This window comes from Streptomyces xanthochromogenes (genome assembly GCF_014650455.1).
GTDB classification, from domain to species: Bacteria; Actinomycetota; Actinomycetes; order Streptomycetales; family Streptomycetaceae; genus Streptomyces; species Streptomyces xanthochromogenes.
Window position 1 is genome coordinate 279497 of sequence record NZ_BMUZ01000006.1, and the last position, 25269, is coordinate 304765.

Below are 25269 nucleotides of genomic sequence, written 5' to 3' on the forward strand. Positions count from 1 at the left end.
CGAGCGCTTCCAGCTCACGCGAGGTGTGCGAGCGCTCCCAACCCCGCGGCGTGTACGCGCCCTTCCGACTGGCGCGACGTGAGCGAGCGCTTCCGGCACATCGCACCAGGCCGAGCCCCGGCCCCCGGCCCCCGACGCTCAGCGCTCGGCGCCCGCCGTCACCGGAGATCCCCGCTCCCCCGCACCTCTCTCGCCCGGCGTCCGATGTTCCTGTGGGCTGATGCCGCGTACCCGCTTGAACGCGGCGCTCAGCGCGAAAGCTCCGCTGTATCCGACCTGGTGGGCGACGACGGGCTGCCCGTACCGGAGGTGGAGTGGCTGGCCGAGCTGTTCTCCACGCTGCTCGACGGCCACAATGCGTTCACGGCGGACGGCGTGAAGCGGGTCCTGGGCCGGGAGCCGCGCGACTTCGCCGAGTTCGCCCGGGACGCGGCCGCGGCCGGCGACTGGCAGGGCTGAGACCGCCTCAGCGGGGCGGGGCCGCACAGGGACGGGGCAGGGCCGCACGGGGGTCGGCCCACCCGCGCCTCTGAGAGCGCTCCCTCGCGGCGACGCCCAGGATCATGCCGCGCCGTGTACGGGAGCGATTTCCTCGATCCGGTGCGCCAGTTGGAAGTCCCGCTCGGTGAGCGCGCCGCCCGCCTCATGGGTGTTCACGGTCAGGGCGACCGTGTTGTAGCCGAGGGTGAGGTCGGAGTGGTGGTCGAGTTCCTCCTGGATCTGGGCGACGTGGACGACCATGGCCGTCGCCGCGAAATGCCCCGCCAGCCGGTAGCTGCGGGAGATCCGGTCATGGTTGTCCGACAGCGACCAGCCGGGCAGTTCGCGCAGCCGGTCCTCGATGTCCTTCTGCGACAGCGGCTCAACAGGCATGTCCGGGTACTCCTTACGGGGTGGTGACACGGCGGGGTGGAGTGATGACGGAGGGGCTCCGCATCCGTAGCGTTCCCCCTATGCGTGTACTTGTCACGGGAGGCGCGGGCTTCATCGGCTCGCACATTGTCACAGCCCTTGCCACCCACGGCCATGAGCCGTCCGTCCTGGACCGGGCGGTACGTCCGGGGGACGACGTCCGTGATCCGGCGGTCGTCGCCCGGGCGCTGCGCGGAGTCGACGCGGTGTGCCATCAGGCGGCGATGGTCGGCCTGGGAACGGGGTTCGGCGACGCGGCGGACTATGTGAGCTGCAACGATCTCGGCACCGCGGTGCTTCTGACGGCGATGGCCGACGCGGGGGTGCGCAACCTGGTGCTCGCCGGGTCGATGGTGGTCTACGGCGAGGGCCGCTACGAATGCGCCGAGCACGGCGTCGTACGTCCTGCGCCGCGGCCGGTCGAATGGCTGGATGCCGGCCGGTTCGAGCCTCAATGCCCCTACTGTCAGGCCGAGTTGAGCCCCGGTTTGGTGGCGGAGGACGCCCCGACCGACCCTCGAAATGTGTATGCCACCACCAAGCTGGCTCAGGAGCACCTGGCCGCTGCGTGGGCGCGCGCGACGGGCGGGCGGGCGGTATCGCTGCGCTACCACAATGTGTACGGGCCGGGGATGCCGCGCGATACGCCTTATGCAGGGGTGGCTTCGTTCTTCCGCTCGTCGCTTGCGCGAGCCGAGGCGCCGCGGGTCTTCGAGGACGGCCGCCAGCGCCGGGACTTCGTGCACGTACGTGATGTGGCGGGGGCGAACGTGGTGGCCCTGGAAGCGCTCTCGGGCCGCCCGCCCGGTGCGCTCACCGCGTACAACACGGGCAGCGGAACCCCGCACACCGTGGGCGAGATGGCGCGGGCGCTGGCGTCGGCGCACGGCGGCCCCGAGCCGGTGGTGACGGGCGAATACCGGCTCGGAGACGTACGCCACATCACGGCGGACTCGGCGCGGCTGCGCGGCGAGCTGGGATGGAAGCCTGCGGTGGGCTTCGCGGAGGGCATGGCCGAGTTCGCGGCCGCGGAGGCCTAGACCCGGGCTACTGCCTGGCGGTCGCCACTTCCACCGGGCGGGGCTTGAGCGCGAGGCGGCCCGGCACTGCGGTGGCGACGAGTGCCAGCAAGGCGGCTACCCCCACCACCGTGGCGTAGCCGAGGGGCACGACGGTGGGGGCGGCGCTGCCCGTCATGCCGATGCTGAACGCGGTCAGGACCGCGAGCGAGATTCCCGAGCCGAGCACCGCCGCGATCAACAGGACGGCCAGTGCCTCGGCCCGGAGCATTCTCAGGACCTGCCTGCGGGTCGCGCCGGCGAGCCGCAGCATCGCGAACTCGCGGACGCGTTCCGACACGGACATCGCCAGGGTGTTGACGACGGCGATCGCGGTGAAGGCCAGGACCAGTCCCATCGCGAGGTAGTTGACCTCGGCGTTGCTCTGCTGCTTGTCAGCCTGGATCCCGTCGGCACTCGAACGGGTGAGGACGGAGATGCCGGGGAACTCCCGGACGCTGCTCGCGAGTTCACTGTGCGTAACGGACGGGCCTGACCGGTCCAGAGAAACGAGGACGGCTGAAGCGAGGGGGTTGTCCATGTGGCGTGCGAGAAGGTCGTGCGGGAGGGTTACGTCACCGAAGCCGAGCCCGCGGGCATACACGGCGGCGACGGTGAGCGTGGCCGGGGTGCCGTCACCGAGAGTGAGGCGGAGCCGGCTGCCGGGGTGGAGGCCCAGCCGGTCCGCGGCGAGTTGGCTGACCGCGGCGGAGCGGGCCTCGGTCGCGTTGTCCGTGCTGAAGCGTTCGATGCTGCCGCTTGTGACATCGGGATTCCACGTCCGGGCCAGACCGCCCGGAGTGACGCCCTGGGCCGCGTACTTGTCGAGGCCGACGTGCACCGTGCTGTGGACGATCTCGGTGGCGGCGGCCACACCCGGAAGAGCACGGACCCGGCGCGCCGCTTCGTCCGGCACGCCCGGGCCCTGGGCGGCCAGCACCCAGTCGGCGCGGATGCCGTCGCGGGTCTGGGCGCGGGCGGCATCGCCGAGGGTGGGCTGGACGAAGAGGACGGTGCAGGTCATACCGATCAGCAGGGCGAGCGGCGTGGCCGCCGCGGCCATGCGGGCCGCGTTGCCGCGCAGATTGGCGGTGGCGAGCCGGCCACCGGGGCCACTGACGCCGAGCGGGCCCGAGAGCAGCACCGCCGCGGCCCTGACCACGACCGGCCCGAGCAGGGCGACCGCCACGGAGAGGATCACAACCGACAGGAAGGTGACGGGAGTTGAGGAAGCCTCTGTGCGCAGCGCGCTCAGCACGGCGACGAGGACCACACCCGCGGTGAGGACTACGAGACCCACGATGATCCGGCCCCGGGCCGGATGGCGCTCCACCGATGCCTCGGCCATCGCTTCGGCCGGCCGGATGCGCGAGATACGTCGGGCGGAGATTCGGGACGCTCCCCAGGCGGCGAGCAGGGTCGCCGCTACGGCGGCAGCCATGGGGAAGACACTGACGGCGCGTTCGAGCGTGGCGGGGACGGCGCCCATCTCGACGAATCTGCCGTGCAACCAGGCACCGAGCGGCAGTCCGGCGAGCGAACCGAGCACCCCCGCGACAGCGCCCACGATCAGGGCCTCGCGGCTGATCAGCCGCCGCATCTGGCGCGGCGTGGCGGCGATCGCGCGCAGCAGGGCGAGTTCGCGGTGGCGCTGCTGGATGGACAGTGCGAACGTGCCGACGACGACAAGGAGAGCGACCAGGAGAGCGGTCCCTCCGATGGCGCCGCCCAGGGAGACCAGCTTGACCCGGGCTCCGGCCGCGTCCAGGAACTCGACCGGTCCACGGGCTTCCCCCATGGAAACCTGGGCCGAGCTTCCGGCCAGCGCCTTGCGGAGGGCATCGGCCAACTGGGCTTGGGTGGTGCCGGTTTCGGGCGTGACGCCGATGGCGGCGATCTGGCCGGGGCGGGCGGCGAGGCGGGCTGCTTCGGCGGTGGAGAAGAAGAGGGAGGTTTGCTGGTTCAGTCGGCCGCCCGCGCCGGGAGCGGCGATACCCGTGATGGTGTAGGTACGCGGTGACTGGGTCGACTGCACGGTCAGCCGGGCGCCGAGCCCGATGTGCGCCCGCGTCGCGAGTGCCTGGTCGATGACGAGGTCGGTGGGGGCGACGGGGGCGCGGCCCTGGGTGAGCTTGAAGGGGGTGAGGGACGCGGAGTCCCAGCTGTGTCCGTAGGAGGTGCTCGCGGTGTCGGGCCGCAGTTCGGGCGGCGAGTCCGCCCGGCGCGACGCGTCCACCGTATTCGTGACATTCGCCCCGCGCGCCGTGCTCCTCACCCTCGCCCCGAGCGACGCACCCGACACATTCGACACGCCCGACGCGCCCTCGGTCCTCGCGGTGTCCGCCATCTCCGCCGCACCCGAAGCACTCCGCGGGCTCGACGTGCTGGACGAGCTGGGCGTCTTCGACGGCCCGTTGGGGAGCAAAGCCACTGCCATGAAGGTGAGTTCGGGGGTCGCCGCCTTGACGCCGGGCAGGGCACGGACGGTTTGCAACGTGCTCTCGGGCAGCCACGCGCGTTCGGCCACCGGCTTCGCCTTGTGCTTGACCCTGGTCCTGCCCTTCTTCTTCTCGACCGTGGTTTGGTAGACGTTCTGGTCGGCGGAGATGACGAGCGGCGCGGCGGCGTAGCGCTCGGGGGCGATCCTGCCGCGCAGACCGGTTTCGAGGAGGGTGCCACAGGCGGTGATCAGGGCGGCCGCGCACATCAAGGCGATGAGGGAGCCCAGGAATGCGCCCTTGCGGTGCCGGATGCTCTGCAGGGCGTAACGCAGCATCATGACGCGTCCTCGGGGTTGGGCAGAACAGGGAAGGCCATCAGCCGGGTGTGTACGGTGCGGGCGTCCGGAGGTGTCTGGTCCGGGGAGCGCTTGTAGCGGTTGAGGAGTCCGATGTACTCCTCGAAGAACGCGCCGAGTTCTGCCTCGGTGAGGGTGATCTCGCTGCGCGAGTAGACGAAGTCGTCGGTGGTGGAGGCTCGTTGGAGGCGTTCGAAGAGTTCGACGTCCGCCGCATAGGCGTGGTGGTTGAGCTCGTCCATGACGAGGCGCATCTCGGGGGTCTGCCGGCTGCGTGGCGGAAACCGCCGGTCGGCCGGGACGGCCCGCCACCACCGTTCCCGCCGGGGGCTCTGCCCTTCGGCCTCCTCAACGAATCCGTACCGGGCGAGTTCGCGCAGGTGGTAACTCGTGGCGCCGGTGTTCAGGCGAAGGCTGCGGGCCAGGATGGCCGCGGTTGCGGGGCCGCCGAGGGTGAGATTCTGGAGGATCTGCTGGCGCCGCGGCTGCGCCAGCGCCTTGAGCGCTGCGAGCTCCACGACCTCGGTGGCGCGGGGTGTCTGTGCCATGCGTACACAGTCGTCGGCGCACAGGTTCCTGTGCACTGGAGCGTCCCGGCGTCCTGAGGGTGGGGGTAACCCCCCGCAGGGCTGCCTTGCCCCGGGGCGTGCCGCCTCGGGACAGACCCGATCACAGCGTCGGCGCCGGGGCTGTCCTGCGATGTGCGACAGGGCCCCTGGGGTGTGACCTTCGGCGCGGGACCTGCGTCGGAGGCCGGGCGGATGGCGTTGTCAGCCCCCGGCGGAGGCCGGGCAGATGAGGTTGTCAGCCCCCGGCGGAGGCCGGGCGGATGGGGTTGTCAGCGCCCGGCGGAGGCCGCGGGGAGGGTGAGTTCGAAACGGCAGCCGCCGGCCACGTTGCGTACCTCGGCGCGTCCGGAGTGGGCCTCCACTATGCCGCGGACGATAGCGAGGCCGAGGCCGGCTCCGCCGGGCGGGGTACGCGCCTCGGTACCGCGCCAGCCGGTGTCGAAGACACGCGGCAGGTCGGCGTCGGGAATGCCACCGCAGCCGTCCGTGACGGAGAGGGTGACCGCGCCGTCGCGGTCCTCTGCGGCGACCGCGACGGTGCCGTCTGCCGGGGTGTGCCGGATGGCGTTGACCAGCAGGTTGGCGAGTACCCTGGTCATCTCCTTGCCGTCCACCTCGACGGGCACGGCGTCCACGCGCTCACCCACGAGGCGTACTCTGTGTTCGCGGGCCAATGGGTCCGCACCGGCCAGTGCGTCACCGATCAGGTCGTGGACGGACATGCGGGCGGGGTTGAGCGAGAGTGCTCCGGCGTGGATGCGCGAGAGCTCGAAGAGGTCGCCCACCATGGAGTTGAGGCGTTCGACCTCGGTTCTGATCTGGCGGAAGTAGCGGTCCGGGTCCTTGGCCATGCCGTCTTCCAGGGCCTCGGCCATCGCGCGGAGACCCGCGAGCGGGGTGCGCAGGTCGTGAGAGATCCAGGCAACGAGTTCACGGCGTGAGGTTTCCAGCGCCCGTTCCCGTTCGCGCGACTCGGTCAGTTTGGCACTGGTGGCGGCCAACTCGCGGCTCAGCGCGGCGAGTTCGGCGGTCGCGGGGCCTGCCGGGGCGTCGAAACTGCCACCGTCGCCGAACGAGCGAGTGGCCAGGGCAAGTCGGTGGCTGCTGGCCACGACGCGTCGGCCGAGCAGCAGCGCGGTCACCAGGGAGGCGACCGCGGCCATGGCGACGACCACGGTCACCACGGTCAGGTCGTGGGAGTTCAGGAGCATCGCACGGGCCACGGCCAGCGTGCCGGCCAGCATCGCGAGGACCGCCACGGCCGCGACGACGGCCACGGACGCGGTGAGCGAACGGTGGCGAAGCAGCCGCAGGGCCATCGCCCCGGCGAGACCGGCGGCCGCGGCGCCGAGGAAGGCGTACAGCGCGATGAGGAGGATGTCACCCATGGTCGGCTACCTGACGCAGGCCGATGTCGAGCCCCGCCCGCCTCGGTGCTGCGTCGCCCGGGCGCACGCCGCCCGGCCCCAGCGGCCCCACGCCGACCGGCCCCACGCCGCTCGGTCCAACCCCATTCGGCCCGGCACCGGTCGGCCCGGCACCGGTCAGAGCGGCGTGAGTCGCCACAGCATCAGTCGCCACGGCCGCACCGCGCCCAGCCCCATTCAGCCCGGCCGCGCCAGATCCGGCCCCCCTCAACTCGGCCTCGCCCAGTCCGGCCTCGCCCAGGTCGATGCCACTCCGCCCGGCAGCACCCGCCGACGCATCGACTGTCCCGGCGCCACTCGGCTCAACGCCACTCGTCCCGGTCGAGCTCGCGCTCGCGGCCACCGTCACGTCCGGGGCCACCCCAACGTCCGCGACCACTGCCACGTCCGCGGGCGGCTCCGCGCCCATCCCCGTCGTCGGGTGCGCCGCCGTCTGCGACTCGGCCTCGAAGCGGTAGCCGACTCCCCACACCGTGCGGATCAGGGCCGGCTTGGCCGGGTCGGATTCGATCTTGCCGCGCAGGCGGCGTACGTGGACGGTGACCGTCGACAGGTCGCCGAACTCCCAGCCCCACACCTCGTGCATCAGCCGCTCCCGGGTGATGGCCTCGCCGGGGCGGTCCAGAAGATAGGCCAGCAGGTCGAACTCCCGCAGCGTCAGGGCGAGTTCGCGACCGTCCTTCGCCGCGGTGCGGGCGGCCGGGTCGAGGGTGATGCCGGAGCGGGACACCGGCGGCCCCGGGCGTGCGACAGCGGCGCGGGCCCGGCGCAGAACGGACTCGACCCGCAGGACGAGTTCACGCGGGCTGAAGGGTTTCGTCACATAGTCGTCCGCACCTATCTCCAGACCGAGGATGCGGTCGTCCTCGTCGCCGCGAGCGGTCAGCATGATCACGGGCACCGGAGCCGTCGCGCGCAGGCGGCGGCAGACCTCAAGACCGTCCATGCCCGGCAGCATCAGGTCGAGCACCACCAGGTCCGGGCGGCGCGCGGCAGCCGCGCGCAGGGCGGCGGGGCCGTCGACGGCGAGGTCGACGGCATGGCCCGCGCGTTCCAGGTAGCCGGTGACGACCTCGGCTACGGTCGGATCGTCATCGACGACCAGGATGCGGCTCTCGGTGCTGTGCATGGCATCCACCCTCGCACCGCGCGCAGGCGTCCGTCAGCTCCGGGTGGGCCCCGACCGGGGGACGTCCGCGTTTCGTAAGAACCCGATGTCTGTTTTGCCCGGTTTGAATTCGTACGGTGAGGGCGTGACTGAATCCCCCTCCGCAACCCCCGGGTCGCCGCCTCCCGTTCCCCCTCCGACTCCCCCCTCCGCGCCGCGAGGGTTGGTCGCGGACGTGGTGCTTCCCTGCCTCGACGAGGCCGAGGCACTTCCCTGGGTGCTGGCCCGCATCCCGGACGGCTGGCGAGCCGTCGTGGTCGACAACGGCTCGTCGGACGGTTCGTCCGAAGTGGCCCGCTCGCTCGGCGCGACCGTTGTCCACGAGCCCCGCCGGGGCTTCGGCGCGGCCTGTCACGCCGGGCTGCTCGCCGCCGAGGCCGAGTACGTCTGCTTCTGCGACTGCGACGCCTCCCTCGATCCGGCCGAGCTCGTCCGCTACGTACGGGACGTGGCGTCCGGCACCGCGGATCTGGTGCTCGGCCGACGGCGGCCGCAGGGTCCCGGCGCCTGGCCACCGCACGCACGCGCCGGGAACCTGGCCCTGGCCCGGATGCTGCGGCGGCGCACCGGACTCCGGCTGCACGACCTCGGCCCGCTGCGGGCGGCACGCCGCGAGGCGCTGCTCGGGCTCGGCCTCACCGACCGGCGCAGCGGCTACCCGCTGCAGATGGTGGTCCGCGCGGCGGACGCGGGGTGGCGGGTGGCGGAGTACGACGTGCCCTATCTGCCGCGCACCGGTAAGTCCAAGGTGACCGGAACATGGCGGGGCACCTGGCACGCGGTGCGGGACATGCGCAAGGTGCTGGCCGAGCCCGCGGTGGCCGAGCGCGTTCCGGCAGGCGTGCGATGAGCGGCGCGGCAGACGGGCGGGCCTCGGACACGACGCTGATCGTCCTGGCGAAGGCGCCGGTGCCCGGCCGGGTCAAGACGCGGCTCACTCCGCCGTACACCCCGCAGGAGGCGGCGCGCATCGCCGAGGCCTCGCTCGCCGACACCCTCGACGCGGCGCTCGCCACCCCCGTACGCAGAAGGGTCCTGGTCCTCGACGGCGAGGCGGGGCCGTGGCTTCCGCCGGGCTTCGAGGTCCTGCCGCAGTGCGCGGGAGGTCTGGACGAGCGGATCGCGGCGGCTTTCGCGGCGTGCTCCGGGCCCGCACTGCTGATCGGCATGGACACCCCGCAGGTGAGCCCGGCCCTGCTCGCGCCCGCGCTCGCCGATCCCCGCCCCGGCGAGGCGTGGTTCGGGCCGGCCGAGGACGGCGGGTTCTGGGCGCTCGGCCTGACCGACCCCGACCCCGCCCTGCTGCTCGGGGTGCCGATGTCGGTGGCCGAGACCGGGCGCGTCCAGCGTCAGCGGCTGGTCGACGCCGGGCTCGTGGTGCGCGAGCTGGCGTGGCTGCGGGATGTGGACACCGCCCGGGATGCCCGCCTGGTCGCGGAGCTCGCGCCGCTGGGCCGATTCGCCCGGGCCCTCGATGCGGGCCGCCCGGTGACTACCGGCCCCGAGCCTCACCCGCCGGCGCCGCTCGCGGCCGTGTCCGGCCAGGGCGCGCCTTCGACACCCTGGCCGCACGCATGGTGAGAGCGCTCTCAGCCCCCGCCGCTGCTCCGGCCGCCTGGCATGCCGACCCCTATACCGACGCCCTGCGCTCCGGGCGTGGCCCGCTGTTCCTGCGCAGACCCGACGGCTGGCTGCTGCCGCTCGACGTCGAACGCTGGTGTGCGGAACCGGACTTGGCGGACCGGACGGTGCTGCGGCGCTGCCGGGGCACGGTCCTGGACATCGGCTGCGGGCCCGGCCGCCTGGTGGCCGCGCTCGCCGCCGACGGAGTCGCGGCCCTGGGCGTCGACGTGAGCCCCGAAGCGGTCCGCCGCACCCGCGACTGGGGCGGCAGCGCCCTGTGCCGCTCGGTCTTCGACCGGCTGCCGGGCGAGGGCCGCTGGGACACCGCACTGCTCATGGACGGCAACGTGGGGATCGGCGGCGACCCGGCGAAGCTGCTCGACCGGATCGCTCAACTCGTCGTATCTGACGGCATGTTGATCGTTGAGACGGCTCCGTACGAGATCGACGAGCGACTCCGGGTCCGGGTCTCCGGCGCGCACGGGGCGGTGGGCGGGGACTTCCCCTGGGCACGGCTCGGTACAGCCGCGTTGCTGTCCTGCGCCCGTCCCCTGGGCTGGCGTCCGGCCGGGCGCTGGACCTCGGCGGGCCGCCCGTTCGTGGCCCTTCGGCGCGGTTAGGGGAAGGCGCCGGTACGACGTGCGAAGGGGCGGGGCGGGGATCCACCCCACGGGATTCCCCTCCCGTGGGATTCCCCTCCCGTGGGAGTTCCATCCCGTGGGAGTTCCATCCCGTGAGGGTTTGATCCCGTGGGAGTTCCATCCCGTGGGGGTTTGATCCCGTGGGGGTTTGATCCCGTGGGGGTTTGATCCCGTGGGGGGGTCGATCCCGTGGGGTTCAACCCCGCCCCGCCCCGCGCGTGTTGAGGTCAGCTCACGTTGACCGCCGTGTCGTCGATGACGAACGACGTGGCCAGGCTGCTGTCCTCCACTCCGTTGAACTTGAGGGTCACCGTCTGCCCCGCGTACGAGGAGAGGTCGAAGGACTTCTGTGCGAAGCCGGTGTTCTTGTTGAGGTTGGAGTAGCTCGCCAGGGTGGCCGAACCGGCCGTCACCGTCAGCTTGTCGTAGGCGGTGGTGGTGGTCGTCTCCTTGGTGTCGATGTGCAGGTAGTAGCTGAGGGTGGCGTGGCAGCCGGCCGGGATGGTCACCGTCTGGGACAGCGAGTCGGTGTGGGTGGTGCCGTAACCGTTGAGCCAGGCCTTCCACGAGCCGGAGTGCGCGGCCTCACCGGTGGAGTTGTCGACGACGCCCGAGGTCGCGGACCAGGGTGCGGCGCTGCCGGTCTCGAAGCCCGGGTTGCCGAGCAGCTGGGACGCGGTGCAGCCACCGCCCGACGTGGTGACGTTCCAGGTGAAGGACGTCGAGCCGCTGGCATTGGTGGCGTCCTTGGCGGTCACGGTGACGTTGGAGGAGCCGGCGGTGGTCGGGGTGCCGGAGATGAGTCCGGTGGAGGCGTTGATGGACAGGCCCGCCGGCAGGCCGGTGGCGCTGTAGGTCAGCGACTGGCCGCTGCCGGAGTCGGTCGCGTGGATCTGGAGCGAGACCGCGGTGTTGACCTGCGTCGACTGGTTCCCCGGGTTGGTCACCGTCACGGTGTTGCCGGTGCTGGTGCCGCCGGTGAAGGCCGCCGTGCCGTTCGGGGTGCCGAGACCGGTCGGGCCGTCGTAACCGGCGGCCGCCTTGCACAGGTAGGCCGGGCTGCAGCTGCCGTTGGCGCCGGAGGTGACGTCGTTGAGGGATGAGGTGTGGGCGTACGGGTAGGACGCCGGGTTGGTGTTCGCGGCGGGGGTGCCGGCCAGCGCGTACACGCCGGCGATGATCGGTGAGGAGGCGCTGGTGCCGCCGTACACGTTCCAGCCGGAAGCCTGGTAGCTGTCGTAGACCGCGAGACCGGTGTTGGGGTCGGCGACCGCGGACACGTCGGCGACGGTGCGCTTGGCGCAGCCGGTGTCGCTCTGCCAGGACGGCTTAGGGTCGTACGCGGAGCAGCCGGAGCCCGCGCCCTCCCCGCCGGAGCTGGAGCCCCAGACCGACTCGGACCAGCCGCGGGTGTTGCTGGCACGGCTGAGCGAAGTTCCGCCGACGGAGGTCACGTACTGGGAGGCCGCCGGGTACTCGACGCCGTAGCCGCTGTCACCGGAGGAGACGGTGATGGCAACGCCCGGGTGGTTGAAGTAGGAGGCGTCCGAGCTCGGGTCGGTCGAGTCCTCGCTGCCCCCGTAGCTGTTGGAGACGTACTTGGCGCCCATGGTGACCGCGCGGTTCACGGCAGCACCGAGGTCGTCCATGTTCGCCGACGTCGCCTCGACGAGCAGGATGTGGCACTGCGGGCACACGGCGCTGACCATGTCGACGTCGAGCGAGATCTCACCGGCCCAACCCGAGTCCGCCGTCGGGTAGTTGGTGCCGCCGTTCTGGTCGACCTTCTTGAAGCAGCCGTTCGCGGTGGTGCACGCGGGCAGCCCGTACTGCGAGCGGTAGGTCGCCAGGTCGGACTCGGCGTTCGGGTCGTCCTGCGCGTCCACGATCGCCACGGTCGCACCGGCGCCGGCACTCGACGGCAGGGCGTAGGCGCTCTGGAGGTCGGTGGGGCCGTAGCCGGAGGGAGCCGCGGCCGGCGATATGCCGAGGTGGTGCTGGACGTCGGTACGCGCCAGGGCCAGGCAGGACATCATCCCGGCCTTGGCCTGCTGGGCACACAGCCGTTGGACGTTGGCGGGCTGAGCGCTGCCGCTGTCGGTGGCCGCGGCGACGGACGGGGCGACGGCGATGAGTCCGCCGGTGACCAGGGCCGCCGCGGAGAGCGCGGCGGTGGCGGCCCGGCGGGTGAATCCGGGGAAGCCGAAGGGTCTCTTCGAGTACAAGGAACTGCCCTCCATGGGGGGTTGGTTCGCCGGATCGGGGCGAGCGGCGAGGTGCCGGGAGCTGGACATCCGGGCACATCCGAGTCCATCCGGGTGTCCTGATATCCGGGTCTTGAGCGTTCGGGTGTTCGGCGGAACTGATCCGGCGCGGTCGGCAGTACGTGGTGTTGCGGTGCGGAAGTGCGCGGTACGGCACTCCGTGGTGGTGTGGCCGTACGTGGCGCGTCAAGGGGCGGTACGTGCGCCCGTACGTGGTGCGGGACGCATGGTGCAGGAACACGTAGTGCGGCAGCACGTGTTGCGGGAGCACATATGGCGGGAGCACATATGGCGGGAGCACGTATGACGGGAGCACGTATGGCGTGTGCGGAACGCCGGTCGAAGGCGGATGCGCTATCGGCGTCACAAGTGCGGCCCGTTGTGCGGTACGTGTGCGATGCGATGAGGTGCGTATGCGATGCGGTGCGTGTGCGATGCGGTGCGTGTGCGATGTGATCGCGGTACGCGTGCGGTGCGATCGGCGGTGTGTGCGGCACGTTCGGCGGTACGTAGGTGCACATGATCAGCGAGTGCGGCATTGCGTGATCAGTGCGTGACGGTGGCGCCTCGCGAATACTGCCACCCGCTCAAGTGGTGGCAGGGACGAAGGTAGCGACGGCCGACGAGGGCGACAACAGCGTTAGGCAAGCCCGAGGCAAAGCCTTTCCCTCGAAAGGGGATGGATCACCGCAGGGCGCGCCCGCCGAATCCGAAGGATCACGGGGCTGCTCAGAGCCGGGTGTACGTGTATACGGTGGCGGGCAGCTTGCCGGGGGAAGACATACACGGAGCCGGACGGGGATGCGCATGGAGGCTGATGAAGGGTCGGTCAACGATCTCGTCGAGCTGGGCCTGTCCCGCTACGAGTCACGGGTCTACCTCGCCCTCGTCAGGCGCGACTCCTACACCGCCGCGCAGGTGGCACGGGAGGCGGAGGTGCCGCGGCAGCGCATCTACGACGTCCTCGACGGCTTGGTGCGCGCCCAGCTGGCGGTGGCCCACCGAGGCAGGGTCGCCACGTTCACGGCAGTCGCGCCGGAGCTCGCGCTCACCCGTCTGATGAGCCGTCAAAGGGAGTCCCTGGAAAGGCTGGAGAAGGTGTCGGCGGGGCTCACCTCGACGCTGCTCCCACTGTGGGCTGACGGCCGGGCGCACACCGACCCCCTCGACTACATCGAGGTGTTGCGCGACCAACGGCAGATCGCCGAGCGGTTCGCCGACATCCAGGAGCAGGCCGACTCGGAACTCCTCACCTTCTGCATGCCGCCGTTCGTCGCGCCGGCCGCGAACACGAGCGGGATCAAGGCGACGCGACGGTTGCGCCGCGCCAAGGGCACGGTGCGGGCGCTCTACACGCACGACGCGCTCGCCGACGAGGAGGTCCTGGAGAACGTACGCCGCTTCACCGAGGCGGGCGAGGAGGCCCGCTTCGCACAGCACCTTCCGCTCAAACTGGTCATCGCGGACGCCTCGTTGGTGCTGTGCGACATGCCGGACCCGGTCGCGGGAACGGGCGCCACCACCGCCCTGTACATCGAGCACCCGGCGCTCGCGGCCTGTCTGCGGCTGGCGTTCCAGAGCGTGTGGGAGGCTGCGGAGCCGATGAGGGAGGCAGCAGAGCCGATGGAGGACGCGGCTCTGGAGCTGGACTGAGGGGGCTGGCCGCCGCATGAATCGGACGGCCGGTCACGTCACGCGGCATCGAGCGCACGCCTCAACGAGCGTTCGGACGACGCCTGTTGGACCTCGCCCTCCCTCGACGCACTACCCCGACCAGCCCCGCGACGGCGGCGACCACCGCCAGGGAGATCAGCAGTCCCCGCGGGTAATTCAGCGGCAGCACCGATGAGTTGGCCGTCGGCAGCGGACGCAGGAGGAGCGGAAGCGCGATCAAGGTGAGGCACGCGGCGGAGAGCAACGCGCCGCGCAGGAGGCCACGGTTCCTCACGCCGCCCAGCATCAGGCCCGCGCCCAGCACCAGCGGCGCGATCAGCCCGTCGTGCACGACGATGGCCCCGGCCAGCCAGATCACTACGTTCCAGCGCGTGGCCTGCCCCCAGAGCAGCACCGCGCCGAGCGCCATCAGCGCGAGGCCCGCCGCACCGAGCACCGTACGCACCCCCGTGAGCCTGCGCATCTTCGTGGGCCTCCGCATTCCCATGGGCATCCTCATCCCGTTGAGCCTCCGCATCCCCGTACGCATCACAGGACCTCCAGCCTGGTGACCCACTTGGTCTGCAGCACGCCGGGGCGGTTCGGCGCGATGATGCGGGCCGGGTAGCCGTGATCCGGCGTCAGGGGTTGCCCGTTGAGCTTCAGGGCCAGCAGGGTCAGCGGGTCGTGGGCGTACTCCCGGCCCATCTCCATCACGCGGTACGCGCCGTAGCGCTCCAGGGACGTCACGCGCACCCGCGCGTCCGGCGGCGCGCCGGCCCGGCGCAGCAGGTCGGTCATGCGCACGCCCGTCCAGTGGGCGGACTTGCTCCAGCCCTCGACGCAGGCGATGGGCAGGACGGATTCGTGCTGAGCGAGGGCGGCGAGTTCTTCGAGGGTGAGGGTGTACGGATTCGGTCCGGACACCGTCAACCGGTAGGCAGCAGCGCTGACTTGGGCGACTCCCGCCGCCGCCGCGGTCCGGTTCACCGGGAGCGACTGGGGACCGTGGTCGGGGTGGCGCGGGGCGAGCAGGTCGAAGGCCTTGAGCGGGGTGAGGGACTGGCCGACGGTGGTCAGGGTGACCGCGCCCACCGCGGCTGCCACGCCGGTCAGGAGGGAGCGCCGGTCGGGCCCGTCGGTCGCGGGAAGGGTCAGCGTTCCCGACGACTCGCGGCTCCAATGCGCCCTGATCTCCGGGTACTTGACGGCGATGTGCAGCAGCAGCGCGCCGACGAGCAGCCAGGCCACCGCGAAGTGCACGGGCACGAAGGAGAAGGGCCAGGGGTACCACTGCACGGTGTTCAGGAGCCCGGTGAACAGTTCGAAGAGCGCTCCCGCGACGAGGACCGCGACCGAGAGCCGCTCCAGGGCGTGGCGCACGGAACGCACCGGCGGCCAGGCGAACAGCCTCGGGTACACGGTCCACAGCTTGGCGAGGAGCAGCGGAATCGCGGCGATACCGGTCGCCACGTGCAGGCCCTGGGTGAGCCGGTATCCCCAGAGGGGCCGGCTGGGGAGCACGTCGACCAGCCGGTCGGGCGGGTGCTGGAGGTAGTGGCTGACGAGTCCGGTGCCGAAGCAGACCGCGATCGCGGCGCCGAGCCAGCGGCCGATGGAGGTCGCCGTACGGGCGTCGTGCAGCCGGCCGCGGAAGGTGGGCGGCCGCACTGCGGGGAGTCGTGGCTTCATGCTCCCATCCCACCGCGAGGGGCCGTCGTTCCGGGCGGGTCGACACCTTACGGTTCGCGAACGCCGGCGCCCGGATGGCCGGTGTCCGGAAGAGGAATGGGCCGACGCGATCAATTCCGTGACAAGGCCGTCGATGTGCGGTTAGGATCTTCCGGCAGCATCGCGTGTCGGTCACCGGCCGGGTGAGACATGGAGGTGCCTGTGAGATGCCTGTTGGAGGCATTCCACCGTGTCAGTACAGTTGAACCACACGATCGTTTTCGCCCGCGACAAGCGGGTTTCCGCCGAGTTCCTCGGCGAAGTCCTCGGCCTTGAGGTCGGGAAGGAATGGGGACCCTTCATCCCCGTCTCGACCAGCAATGGCGTCACCCTCGATTTCGCCACGGCACCCGAGGGAACGGACATCACACCGCAGCATTACGCGTTCCTCGTATCCGAAGAGGAATTCGACGCGGCATTCGATCGGATCAAGCGGATGAAGCTGCCGTACTTCGCCGATCCGCATCAGCAGCACCCGAACGAGATCAACCACAACGACGGCGGGCGCGGGGTGTATTTCCCTGATCCGGCCGGACACGGAATGGAAATCCTGACCGTTCCGTACGGCGGCTGGAAGTAATTCACCGGGCCGCCTCCGCATGTGCGGCAGAACCTTACGGTTCGCGGACGGCGGGGGCGGCCTGCCGTCCGGAGCGCCCCGGAGCTGGCAGGCTCACGGCGTGACTCATGGATCCACCGTTCGCACCGCCGCCCTGCTCGCCGCGCTCTCCGCGGTGCTCGCCCTCACCGTCCTGCACGACGGCTACAACACCGACCCGGGCGGGCTCTCCTGGTGGTACGCGGCTTCCTGGCTGCTGTTCGGTGCCACCGCCTGGTCGCTGCGCAAGGTTCCGGTGCGCAGGCAGGCCGCACTGATCGTCGCGGGCGGCATCGCCATCGCCTCGACGGGCCTGCTCGCCCCGCCGCGCACCAGCACCGACTCCTATCGCTACGCATGGGACGGCCGGGTACAGGCGGCCGGGATCTCCCCCTACGACCACGCGCCGCGCGACCGCGAGCTGGCCGGGCTGCGCGACCCCTGGCTGTTCCCCACCGACCCGGCCCAGTGCGCACTGCCCGACCACGCCCGGGTGGACGGCGGCTGCACCCGCCTCAACAGGCCGTCGGTGCACACCATTTACCCGCCGGTCGCCGAGGCGTACTTCCTTGTGGTGAACGAGATCTCGCCCGGCTCCGCCCGCATCAAACCGCTCCAGATCGGCGGCGCGCTGTGTGCGGTGGGCACGACGCTCGTCCTGGTGCGCCTGTTGCGGCGGCGCGGACCGGACGGAGCACCGGGTCGGGTGTCGGGTGCCGCGTACTGGGCGTGGTGTCCCGCGCTTCCGGTAGAGGCGGTCAACAACGCCCATGTCGATGTGCTGGCCGTCCTGTTGACGGTCGCGGGCCTCGGCGCGCTGACGACCGGGCACGGTCCCGAGAGCTCGATCAGCCGCGTGCGGGCCGCCCTGGGCGGGGCGCTGATCGGCGCGGGTGTCGCGGTCAAGATGCTGCCGGCCGTGGTGCTGCCCGCGGTGCTGCGGCGGCGGCCGGTCACCGTACTGCTCTCGACGGCGGCTCTGATCGCGCTCTCCTACCTCCCGTACGTGCTCGCCTCGCACTCCTCGGTGTTCGGCTACCTCGGCGGATACACCGAGGAGGAGGGGTACGACGATCCCGACGCGCGCGGCCGCTTCGCCCTGCTGCGCCTGGCACTGCCCGCGAGCTGGTCCCTGCCGGTGGCTCTCGTCGTTCTGTGCGCGGTGACGGTCCACGTCCTGCGGCGCGGAAGGCCCGAACGCCCGTGGTCGGGCGGCCTGTTGCTGCTCGGCTCGGCGTTCCTGCTCCTCACCCCCGGCTACTCCTGGTACGCCCTGCTCCTGGTCGCCCTCGTGGCACTGGACGGGCGCTGGGAGTGGCTCACGGTCGCGGGAGCGGGAGCGGCCTGTTACGTGACGGCCCGGGCCGCACCGGGCTTCCCGGTGGCGACGACGGCGTACGCGGTCGCGGCGGGCGCCGTCCTCGCGGGGTCCCTGCTGCGCCTGCGGCGACGCCCGGAGTGCGACGCGGGTCAGGCCGGGGCGCTGTCACAGGGGCGAGATAGTGTCTGAGGTATGACAACTGCCTCACTCGAGACGGGAGTCGGGCTGATGCTCCGCGGCTGGCGCGAGCAGCGCCGGATCAGCCAGCTGGAGCTCGCCCTGCGCGCCGGCTCGTCGGCCCGTCACATCAGCTTCATCGAGACCGGCAGGTCCCGCCCGAGCGAGGAGATGGTCCTGCGCCTCGCCGAGCACCTGGACGTGCCGGTCCGTGAACGCAACGCCCTTCTCCTGGCGGCGGGTTACGCCCCGCACTACGCACAGACCCCGCTCGACGACCCGTCGATGAGCGCCCTGCGCGAGGGAATGGAGCGGCTGCTGCGGGCCTACGACCCCTACCCGGCGCTGGTGGTGGACGCGACGTACACGGTGGTCGCCGCCAACCGGGGCATGGGGATGCTGCTCGACGGTGTGGCTCCGCATCTGCTCGCCCCGCCGGTCAACGCGATGCGCCTCACCCTGCACCCCGAGGGCCTCGCCCCGCGCATCCGTAATCTTCCCGAGTGGCGCGGCCACCTCCTGGAACAGATGGAGCGGCAGATCGCCCTGCTGCGCAGCGACACCCTGCGCGAACTGTACGAGGAGGTCGCCGCGCATCTCGTGCCCCCCGCGCACTCCCGGCCGGCCGACGCACAACAACCAGGAGACGCCGCACCACGGCCGGGAGACGCCGCCGCCCACCCCACGTTCCCTTTCGCGCTGCCCCTGCGCATCGAGCACGCGGGCACGGTGCTCTCCTTCGTCTCGACCATCGCCACGTTCAACACGCCGATGGACGTCACCGTCTCCGAGCTGGCCATCGAGACGTTCCTGCCGGCGGACCCGGAGACGGCGAAGTACCTTCAGTCGTTCATGCCGTAGCCGTAGCCGTAGCCGAGGCCGCAGCGGGCTCCGGGACCGTTGCCGTTGCCTCTGCCGTTGCCGGTACGCGGTCCAGGAATCCGGCGACGGAACGTATCCGGCCGTCCTCGGCAAGGGCGATCACATCGAATCCCGCGACGGGCGCGGAGCTGTCGGCCACCGCCACCAGTTCCCATCCGAAGCGGGCGATGTCGTGGTTCCCGTCGACCGCGCCGAGCAGGCGGAACTCGAACCCCGGGAACTGCGCCTGCGCCCCCGCGATCACTGCGGCGATCGCGTCGTGTCCGGTGACCTCCGCGAGCGGGTCGGTGTAGCCGCCGTCCTCGGTCCACCCGGCGGCCACGGCCCTGGCGACAGCCTCGGCCGAGCGGGCGTTCCACGCCTCGAAGTAGCGTGCGACGGCGGTCTCGTAGCGGTTCTCGGACATGGAAATCAGCCTCCGTGAAGTACGTTCTACCTGGTCGGGAACCCGAGACCCGGCCGGAGTGCGCCGCCCGGGTCCCGATGTCCCCCACTGTGCCGCGAGGCGGACCGGGGGTCGATTACCGCCGAGGTAATGGGCGGACGGACGAGATCCGACGGGCTGCGGCGCAACAGCTGCGGAGGGCGGAGGTAACTGCGGTGGAGGACAGCACGCCTGACCGGCGTCCCGTCACCTCGGACACCCCGGGATCGGACACCCCGAGCCCCGACGGCTCCGGACCGGACGACTCCGGCGAGCCGAACGGCTCAGGATCGGGCGGGCTGATCTGGTACGCCTCGTACGGCTCCAACATGCATCTCGACCGCCTCGCCCACTACATCGAGGGCGGGCGTCCGGAGGGGGCTGCCCGGTCCTACCCGGGTTGCCGGGACCGGCGGCCGCCCGCCCGGTCGGTGCCGGTGGAACTCCCGGGCGCACTGTACTTCGCGACCCGGTCCCCCGTCTGGCGGGGTGGCCGTGCCTTCTACGACCCGGCGGCGGACGGGCTTGTGTACGCGCGCGCCCATCTGGTGACGGTCGGTCAGTTCGCCGATATCGCGGCGCAGGAGATGTACCGGGACCCCGGGTCGGACCTCGACCTCGGCGAGGTACTGAGTACGGGGCGGTCCGCCCTCGGCCCAGGACGCTACGAGACCCTCGTCCATGGCGGACGGCTCGATGGGCGCCCCGTGCTCACGTTCACCGCACCCTGGCGCATGGACGAGGTGCCCTGGACGGCGCCCTCGGCCGCCTACCTCAGGCATCTCGCGGAAGGACTCCTGGAGACGGGCGCGTGGGACGAGAGCACGGTGACCGCGTATCTGGCGGGGCGCCCCGGCACGGCGGGCCTGTGGACCGAGCGCGCGGTAGCCAACCTCCTGACGGAGTGACAGCCCGTGCAACTACTCTCCGGAGTAACGCATTTGACGGGGCCCCGACCCACGAGGAGCCGTCGGGTCCGCCCTCCGTACCCTGGTGGCTCCGGCGCGGGTCCTCGACATGGACTCCGAACGCCGGGACTTCACAGAGCGCGTTGTCGAGGGGCCACGGGGATGACGGGGATGACGGAAACCTTGCGGGTGGCGGGGACTGCGGCCACGGGCGGGCTCGTGCTGCGGCCGTGGCGGGCGGACGATGTCGAGACGGTGATCGAGGCCTACGGCGATCCCGAGATATCCCGCTGGACCCCCAGGCCGATCACGAGCCGGGAGGATGCGCGGTGTTGGCTCGACATCCAGCGCCGGGGCAGGGAGAACGGCACTCGGCTCTCCTTCGCGGTCTGCGCCGCCGTGGAGGCGCACACCGAGCAGGCAGTGCACGCAGACCGGTCGGGCCGGTCAGACCACTCGGGCCAATCGGGCCGAGGCGATCAACTCGGCGCTCTGGAAGGCCTCGTGCTGGGGAACGTCTCCCTCAGGTGGACCGATGCCTCCGGCCCCGGGAGCGCCGAGGTCGGCTATTGGGTGATGGCGCACGCGCGCGGGCAGGGTGTGGCACCACGCGCCGTGGAAGCGCTCTCACGCTGGTCGTTCGCAACGTTCGCGGACGACGGCCTGCGCCGCATCGAACTGATCCACCAGGTCGACAACCTCGCCTCGTGCCGCGTGGCGGCGAAGACCGGCTACCTCTTCGAACGGCTCCTCCCGGCCGAGCCGCCCTACCCCCGGGACGGTCACCTCCACGTGCGCGAGGCGGACTGACCCGGCCGTACAGGCCGACTTGACCGATCTGGCCTACCTGGCTGCCCCGGCCGTACAGGCCGACCTGGGCACAGCACGCAAAACCCGCCGACGAACCCCGCCGACGAACCCCGTCGTAGGAGAGCGCTCGCAGGAGAGCGCCCACAAGCGGCCGGAGCACCGGCAGCGAAGGGGCCACGCCGTACACGCCGGTTCCCCCGTACGGCCCCGGATCCGGGCGGTCGATCAGTCCCGGATGCCAAGATCTCCGGAATCAGTGGGTTCGGCATCCTTGGAGTCCTCATGTCCGGCTGGTCACGCTCCCGTATCCGCTACGGCCTCGCGGCGCTCACCGCCGCCCTCTCACTCGGGTTCGCCGCTCCGGCCGCTCCGGGCGCCCCGGTGCCCGCCCCCGCCGATCCGTATCCGGGCCCGTACTGGGTGAACCCGGCAGGGCCGGCCGCAGAGCAGGTCGCCGAGTGGCGGCGGGCCGGCCGGGACGCGGACGCGGCGCTGATCGAGCGCATCTCGCTGCGGCCCCAGGCCGACTGGCCGCATCCGGAGGGGGTCGAGCAGGAGGTGCGCGGCCTCACCGGGGCGGCCGCCCGCGCCGGACGGGTCCCGGTCCTCGTCGCGTACAACATCCCCTACCGCGACTGCGACGGCGAGTCGCGCGGCGGCGCCGAGGACGGGGCCGCCTACCGGACGTGGGTGGACGCGTTCGCGCGCGGCATCGGCGACCGTTCCGCCGTCGTCGTCGTCGAGCCGGACGCGATCGCCCACCTGGTGAGCGGCTGCCAGGGAGCGCCGTCGGCCGAGCGGCTCTCGCTTCTCGCCTATGCGGTAAAGGAGTTGAAGCGCGGGCCCGCGACCAAGGTGTACCTCGACGCGGGGCACTCCGCCTGGATCAGCGACCAGTCGACGCTGCTCGAACCGCTGCGGCAGGCCGGGGTGGAGCAGGCGGACGGCTTCGCGCTCAACGTCTCGTCGTTCCAGACGAACGCTTCCAGCGCCGAGTACGGGCACCGGCTGTCGGCCGCACTCGGCGGCAAGCACTTCGTCGTCGACACCAGTCGCAACGGCAACGGCCCCTACGCGGGCACGGGCACCGACAACTGGTGCAACCCGCCAGGACGGGCCCTGGGTACGCCGCCCACGACGGCCACCGGGGACGCCCTGATCGACGCCTACCTGTGGATCAAGCGCCCCGGCGAGTCGGACGGCGCCTGCCGGGGCGGCCCGGCGGCGGGGCGCTGGTGGCCCGAGTACGCCCTCGGGCTGGCCCGCGCGGCGCAGCCATAATGCCTCGCTGAGCGCGTCGAACACCGGGTTCGGCGGCGCGCAGACCTGGCGCCCGATCTGGCCAGGCGGGCTCCCGAGAGCGCTCTCGGGAGCCCGCCCCCTCCCTTTCTGGCGGCCCCCGCTCCCAGTGGGGCCCGCTACCGACCGCTCCTAGCCGGTCTGTCGGTCGTCCTGGCGCTGCTGCCTCGCGCGCTCCTCCTCGCCTTCGGCCGGGCTCGTCCCGTCCTCGGGGACCCCGACACCGGGGGGCCGTACGCGTGCGGCTTCGGCGCGGATCATGGCGTTGAGCGCCGCGAAGGGGTCGATGGGCATGGCTGAACCACCTTGCTGTGTATGTGAGTTGGCTGTCCGACCTGGTTCCGTACGGAACGGTCAGCAGCGCAGCACCACACAGCGGACGCCCGTGGCCGTGGCAGGCCTGCGGGCGTCTTCGTTCGGGGTGGCGGGTGTCGGTGCCGGCTCGGGCCGACCAGCGTCGACCGCCGTGGGGCGGTCCGGGCGGGCGATCCGGCCCGGCTGGACGGGAAGGACCGCGTCGGCCGCGTCGGGCACGCCCTCGTTGGACGGTTCGGGCGCCATCGACACCTCGACCGAAGCCACCGTCCGCCCCTCGCACGCCTGCACGCCGGGCGCCGCCCCGAACAGCGCACCGAGCACCAGCAGCACCACGAGGGCGCGGCGCAGGGTGGCGAGGGAGGCGGACGGCACGAGGACAGCTCTGCCCATCGGTGCCGGTGACGTGCGCGGAACCGGACAGATCCGCTCTACCGGGTGACTCCCGTTGACGTATTGACCCCGCCGGGCTCGGCGCGTCGACCTCGCCACTCCTGGCGTATCGACCCCGCCGGTCGGGCGGAGCCAGGCGCCTCACCGGGCACCTGAGGCCGTTCTGTCCCACACGTACGCGCACAGCCAGGTGTCGATGGCCTCGGCGCGTCGCGCGGAAGGGCCGGGAGTGCCGGGAGTGCCGGAAGCGGGTCGCCCCGCCACGCGCCGCCCCCGGGCGCGGTCCAGCGGGGCCGGCGGGGGGCGGAGGCGTGGTCACGGCACGGAGGGCCGGGTTGTCGTGGGACGGCCGTGCGAGACTCCCGGCCGCCCAGGTTCCCGGCGGGCCGGGTTTCCGGCGGGGCTAGGTTCCCGGCGGGGGGTTCTGCGGCCGGTCGGTGCCCAGCTGCTCATTGAGCTTCTGCTGCGCCGTGTCGACCTGGCTCTGGTACTTGTTGCCGGTCTTCGCGTCGAAGGCGTCACCCGCCTTCTCGACGCCCTGTCGCGCCTGGTCCGGGTGGCCCTTGATCAGACCCTTGAGCTTGTCGAGCATGGACATATCTGCCTCCTTGCGGATGCTGGCACACCCAGCATCCGCGCATTCGGCAGGGTTCGCACCCCCAGAGTCCGCCCGCACCGGGGGCGGGCGGAGGCATTGGCGGCACCCTGCCGTGCGCAGGGCACGCGCTACTTGCCCTTGCCGATCGCGAGGCCCGCGCCGGAGGCGGTCGCCACGATGCCGTTCTTCTCGACGCGCACCGCACGCAGGTGCAGGTCCTGGGCCTGCTTGGGGAGCGTGAAGGAGAAGGACAGGCGGTCGGACAGCTCCGGGGGGCGCATGGCGAGCACGCCGGCGATCAGTTTCGGGTCGATGCCGATCTTCGAGAGCAGCCAGGGGTGGTCCACCACCACGTCGACGAGATTGACGTGGGTCAGCTGTTCGGCGAACCGCGGGGTGCCGACCAGCTCGTGGAGCTTCTCCTCATTGTGCAGGGCCAACTGGACGTCCTTGTCCGGCACTCCGAGCCGCTTGACCACGGCGGGCACCGCGAGCAGCGCCTTCGCGCGGGCGGTGTCGCGGCTGATGAGTTCGGCGGTCTCGCGGTGCAGGGTCAGGCCCCGGTCGCGGCCCGGCCGATAGGTGGCGATGCCGGGCATGTCCAGGCTCATGCCACCGACGTCGGTGGACAGGCCGCGGTCGCCCACGAGCCTCAGCCGGGCCTCCGCGCTGACGCGCAGCTCCTGGCCGGCGATGTTCAACTTGCCTTCCGCGCCTACCGTGTTGTCGCTTCGGCGGCTGAACTTGACCTGGGACGCGGCCAGTTCGCGGTTCATGTCGTCGAAGGAGAGCGTGATCTCGCCGTTCAGCCGGCCGATGACCGCGCCGCTGATGTCGCTCGGCAGATGGCCGGTCAGCCGGATGTCCTGGGCTCCGGCCTGCACCTTCGCCAGCGAGATCCGGTCGGCCGGCACGTGCGGCACGGTCACGTCCACGCGCTGCAGGCGCTTGTCCAGCACCTGGGTGAGGAAGGGGAAGCCGTGGATGTCCACCTCGGGCGCGGCCTCCAGGTGGAGCTCGGACTGCAGCTCCTGCTGCGCCTTCTTCTCGGCGTACATCACCGCACACCGGTCACCGAGGACCAGGAATCCGCCGCCCACGGCCAGGGCGACGAGCAGTTTCGCGGTGCGGGGCACGGCGGCGAGCAGGCTGCTGCGCCGTCGGCGGCCGCGCCTGGCGCGACGCCCGGGCCCGGGGCGTCGGCGGCCACGCGGCTCGGCGAAGAAGTCCTCGCCGGGGCCGGGGCCGGTCCTGGTCCCGGCTCCGGCTCCGGCTCCGGCGATGTCGCCGTCGATGTCGCCGTCGACGAAGGTGTGCGTCCCGGGTCCCGGGGCGGGTCCGCCCAGCGCATCCGCCGGGGCCCGGCGGGCCGCCGCTTGGGATATCTCGGCGCTGCCAGGGGCAGGCCCCTGGGCGGCACGAGCCGGTTCCTGGGTGGCGTACGTCGTTTCCTGGGACGTGGGAGCGGGGTTCGTCCAGGATTCGTCGGCCGGGTGGGGGTCCGGCTCGGGGTCGGCCAGTGCGGCCAGTTCGTCATAGGGGTTGCGGTAACGGGGATGCATGCGGGTGGGGGTTCGCATCACCTCATCCCACCACACATGATCCACTCGTCCGCAACCGCTACCGGCGGTACGTCCGTTATGCCCCGGACCCCGCCGCCCGCACGCCCCTTCCGGGGGCCGCGATCGTGGTGAACAACAC

The 25269-nt window shown here is 71.8% G+C and carries 24 protein-coding genes and 2 pseudogenes; 12 read left to right on the forward strand and 14 right to left on the reverse strand.

The window, feature by feature from the left end:
• Positions 1-138: 138 nt before the first annotated feature.
• A pseudogene (locus IE267_RS39655) lies at positions 139-288 on the reverse strand (AraC family transcriptional regulator); the annotation flags it as partial.
• On the opposite strand from IE267_RS39655, the gene IE267_RS18030 reads away from it, so the two are divergent.
• Positions 280-459 (forward strand): hypothetical protein, encoded by a 180-nt coding sequence (locus tag IE267_RS18030; protein WP_189763913.1) that lies wholly within the window; start codon positions 280-282, stop codon positions 457-459. The pseudogene IE267_RS39655 and the gene IE267_RS18030 overlap by 9 nt on opposite strands.
• Before the next feature lie 102 nt (positions 460-561).
• Here IE267_RS18030 and IE267_RS18035 read toward each other — a convergent pair whose 3' ends face one another.
• Complete coding sequence (locus IE267_RS18035) at positions 562-873, reverse strand: 4a-hydroxytetrahydrobiopterin dehydratase (RefSeq protein ID WP_167152495.1); 312 nt, start codon at positions 871-873, stop codon at positions 562-564.
• Between the two features lie 80 nt (positions 874-953).
• Here IE267_RS18035 and IE267_RS18040 point away from each other — a divergent pair, with 80 nt between their 5' ends.
• A complete protein-coding gene (locus tag IE267_RS18040; RefSeq protein ID WP_189763914.1) occupies positions 954-1952 on the forward strand; it encodes an NAD-dependent epimerase/dehydratase family protein in 999 nt (332 codons plus the stop codon).
• Positions 1953-1959: 7 nt separating this feature from the next.
• Here the strand turns inward: IE267_RS18040 and IE267_RS18045 are convergent, their stop codons facing one another.
• From IE267_RS18045 to IE267_RS18065, 4 genes and pseudogenes are all read right to left on the reverse strand, one after another.
• Complete coding sequence (locus IE267_RS18045) at positions 1960-4749, reverse strand: FtsX-like permease family protein (RefSeq protein ID WP_229861295.1); 2790 nt, start codon at positions 4747-4749, stop codon at positions 1960-1962.
• Positions 4746-5315 carry an ArsR/SmtB family transcription factor gene (locus IE267_RS18055; protein WP_189763915.1) on the reverse strand — a complete coding sequence of 190 codons (570 nt, stop codon included), beginning with the start codon at positions 5313-5315 and terminating at the stop codon, positions 4746-4748. Before IE267_RS18055 ends, IE267_RS18045 begins: the two co-directional genes overlap by 4 nt.
• A gap of 290 nt (positions 5316-5605) precedes the next feature.
• Positions 5606-6724 (reverse strand): sensor histidine kinase, encoded by a 1119-nt coding sequence (locus IE267_RS18060; protein WP_189763916.1) that lies wholly within the window; start codon positions 6722-6724, stop codon positions 5606-5608.
• 466 nt (positions 6725-7190) lie between these two features.
• Positions 7191-7892, reverse strand: a pseudogene (locus IE267_RS18065) (response regulator transcription factor); the annotation flags it as partial.
• 85 nt (positions 7893-7977) lie between these two features.
• Between IE267_RS18065 and IE267_RS18070 the strand changes: the two are divergent.
• The 3 genes from IE267_RS18070 to IE267_RS18080 are packed head-to-tail and all read left to right on the forward strand — an operon-like array spanning position 7978 to position 10174.
• Positions 7978-8781 carry a glycosyltransferase family 2 protein gene (locus tag IE267_RS18070; RefSeq protein ID WP_167152499.1) on the forward strand — a complete coding sequence of 268 codons (804 nt, stop codon included), beginning with the start codon at positions 7978-7980 and terminating at the stop codon, positions 8779-8781.
• Positions 8778-9512: a TIGR04282 family arsenosugar biosynthesis glycosyltransferase gene (locus tag IE267_RS18075; RefSeq protein ID WP_189763917.1), complete on the forward strand. Its 735-nt coding sequence runs from the start codon at positions 8778-8780 to the stop codon at positions 9510-9512. The genes IE267_RS18070 and IE267_RS18075 overlap by 4 nt, the downstream gene beginning before the upstream one ends.
• Positions 9506-10174, forward strand: a complete 669-nt coding sequence (locus IE267_RS18080; RefSeq protein WP_189763918.1) for a class I SAM-dependent methyltransferase — start codon at positions 9506-9508, stop codon at positions 10172-10174. Before IE267_RS18075 ends, IE267_RS18080 begins: the two co-directional genes overlap by 7 nt.
• Positions 10175-10422: 248 nt before the next feature.
• Here IE267_RS18080 and IE267_RS18085 read toward each other — a convergent pair whose 3' ends face one another.
• A complete protein-coding gene (locus IE267_RS18085; protein ID WP_229861296.1) occupies positions 10423-12420 on the reverse strand; it encodes a putative Ig domain-containing protein in 1998 nt (665 codons plus the stop codon).
• Positions 12421-13266: 846 nt separating this feature from the next.
• Here IE267_RS18085 and IE267_RS18090 point away from each other — a divergent pair.
• The gene (locus IE267_RS18090) at positions 13267-14112 is read left to right on the forward strand and encodes a TrmB family transcriptional regulator (protein ID WP_189763919.1); all 846 of its coding nucleotides are present in this window, start codon (positions 13267-13269) and stop codon (positions 14110-14112) included.
• A gap of 61 nt (positions 14113-14173) precedes the next feature.
• Here IE267_RS18090 and IE267_RS18095 read toward each other — a convergent pair whose 3' ends face one another.
• Both IE267_RS18095 and IE267_RS18100 read right to left on the reverse strand, forming a co-directional pair.
• Positions 14174-14578 carry a hypothetical protein gene (locus IE267_RS18095; RefSeq protein WP_229861297.1) on the reverse strand — a complete coding sequence of 135 codons (405 nt, stop codon included), beginning with the start codon at positions 14576-14578 and terminating at the stop codon, positions 14174-14176.
• 83 nt (positions 14579-14661) lie between these two features.
• Positions 14662-15804 (reverse strand): molybdopterin-dependent oxidoreductase, encoded by a 1143-nt coding sequence (locus tag IE267_RS18100; protein WP_167152505.1) that lies wholly within the window; start codon positions 15802-15804, stop codon positions 14662-14664.
• A 229-nt stretch (positions 15805-16033) separates the two neighbouring features.
• On the opposite strand from IE267_RS18100, the gene IE267_RS18105 reads away from it, so the two are divergent.
• The 3 genes from IE267_RS18105 to IE267_RS18115 all read left to right on the forward strand — a co-directional run bounded on the left by IE267_RS18105 (position 16034) and on the right by IE267_RS18115 (position 18800).
• Complete coding sequence (locus IE267_RS18105; protein WP_161257090.1) at positions 16034-16423, forward strand: VOC family protein; 390 nt, start codon at positions 16034-16036, stop codon at positions 16421-16423.
• 100 nt (positions 16424-16523) lie between these two features.
• Positions 16524-17951 (forward strand): glycosyltransferase family 87 protein, encoded by a 1428-nt coding sequence (locus IE267_RS18110; RefSeq protein ID WP_229861298.1) that lies wholly within the window; start codon positions 16524-16526, stop codon positions 17949-17951.
• A gap of 3 nt (positions 17952-17954) precedes the next feature.
• Complete coding sequence (locus tag IE267_RS18115) at positions 17955-18800, forward strand: helix-turn-helix domain-containing protein (protein WP_189763922.1); 846 nt, start codon at positions 17955-17957, stop codon at positions 18798-18800.
• Here IE267_RS18115 and IE267_RS18120 read toward each other — a convergent pair.
• Positions 18790-19227, reverse strand: a complete 438-nt coding sequence (locus IE267_RS18120) for a nuclear transport factor 2 family protein (protein ID WP_189763923.1) — start codon at positions 19225-19227, stop codon at positions 18790-18792. The two genes, IE267_RS18115 and IE267_RS18120, sit on opposite strands and share 11 nt — an antisense overlap.
• A gap of 347 nt (positions 19228-19574) precedes the next feature.
• Between IE267_RS18120 and IE267_RS18125 the strand changes: the two genes are divergently transcribed.
• The 3 genes from IE267_RS18125 (at position 19575) to IE267_RS18135 (ending at position 22244) form a co-directional block, all read left to right on the forward strand.
• Positions 19575-20153, forward strand: a complete 579-nt coding sequence (locus IE267_RS18125) for a histone deacetylase (RefSeq protein ID WP_229861318.1) — start codon at positions 19575-19577, stop codon at positions 20151-20153.
• Between the two features lie 171 nt (positions 20154-20324).
• On the forward strand, positions 20325-20963 hold the full coding sequence (locus tag IE267_RS18130) for a GNAT family N-acetyltransferase (RefSeq protein ID WP_189763924.1): 639 nt from the start codon (positions 20325-20327) through the stop codon (positions 20961-20963).
• 282 nt (positions 20964-21245) lie between these two features.
• Positions 21246-22244, forward strand: coding sequence for a glycoside hydrolase family 6 protein (locus tag IE267_RS18135; RefSeq protein ID WP_189763925.1), 999 nt, complete (start codon positions 21246-21248; stop codon positions 22242-22244).
• 150 nt (positions 22245-22394) lie between these two features.
• On the opposite strand, the gene IE267_RS18140 is transcribed toward IE267_RS18135, so the two are convergent.
• From IE267_RS18140 to IE267_RS18155, 4 genes are all read right to left on the reverse strand, one after another.
• Positions 22395-22556 (reverse strand): hypothetical protein, encoded by a 162-nt coding sequence (locus IE267_RS18140; RefSeq protein ID WP_189763926.1) that lies wholly within the window; start codon positions 22554-22556, stop codon positions 22395-22397.
• Positions 22557-22616: 60 nt separating this feature from the next.
• Positions 22617-22970 carry a hypothetical protein gene (locus IE267_RS18145; RefSeq protein WP_189763927.1) on the reverse strand — a complete coding sequence of 118 codons (354 nt, stop codon included), beginning with the start codon at positions 22968-22970 and terminating at the stop codon, positions 22617-22619.
• Positions 22971-23373: 403 nt separating this feature from the next.
• The gene (locus IE267_RS18150; protein WP_161257105.1) at positions 23374-23568 is read right to left on the reverse strand and encodes an antitoxin; all 195 of its coding nucleotides are present in this window, start codon (positions 23566-23568) and stop codon (positions 23374-23376) included.
• Positions 23569-23696: 128 nt separating this feature from the next.
• On the reverse strand, positions 23697-25148 hold the full coding sequence (locus tag IE267_RS18155; RefSeq protein ID WP_189763928.1) for an LmeA family phospholipid-binding protein: 1452 nt from the start codon (positions 25146-25148) through the stop codon (positions 23697-23699).
• Between the last annotated feature and the right edge of the window lie 121 nt (positions 25149-25269).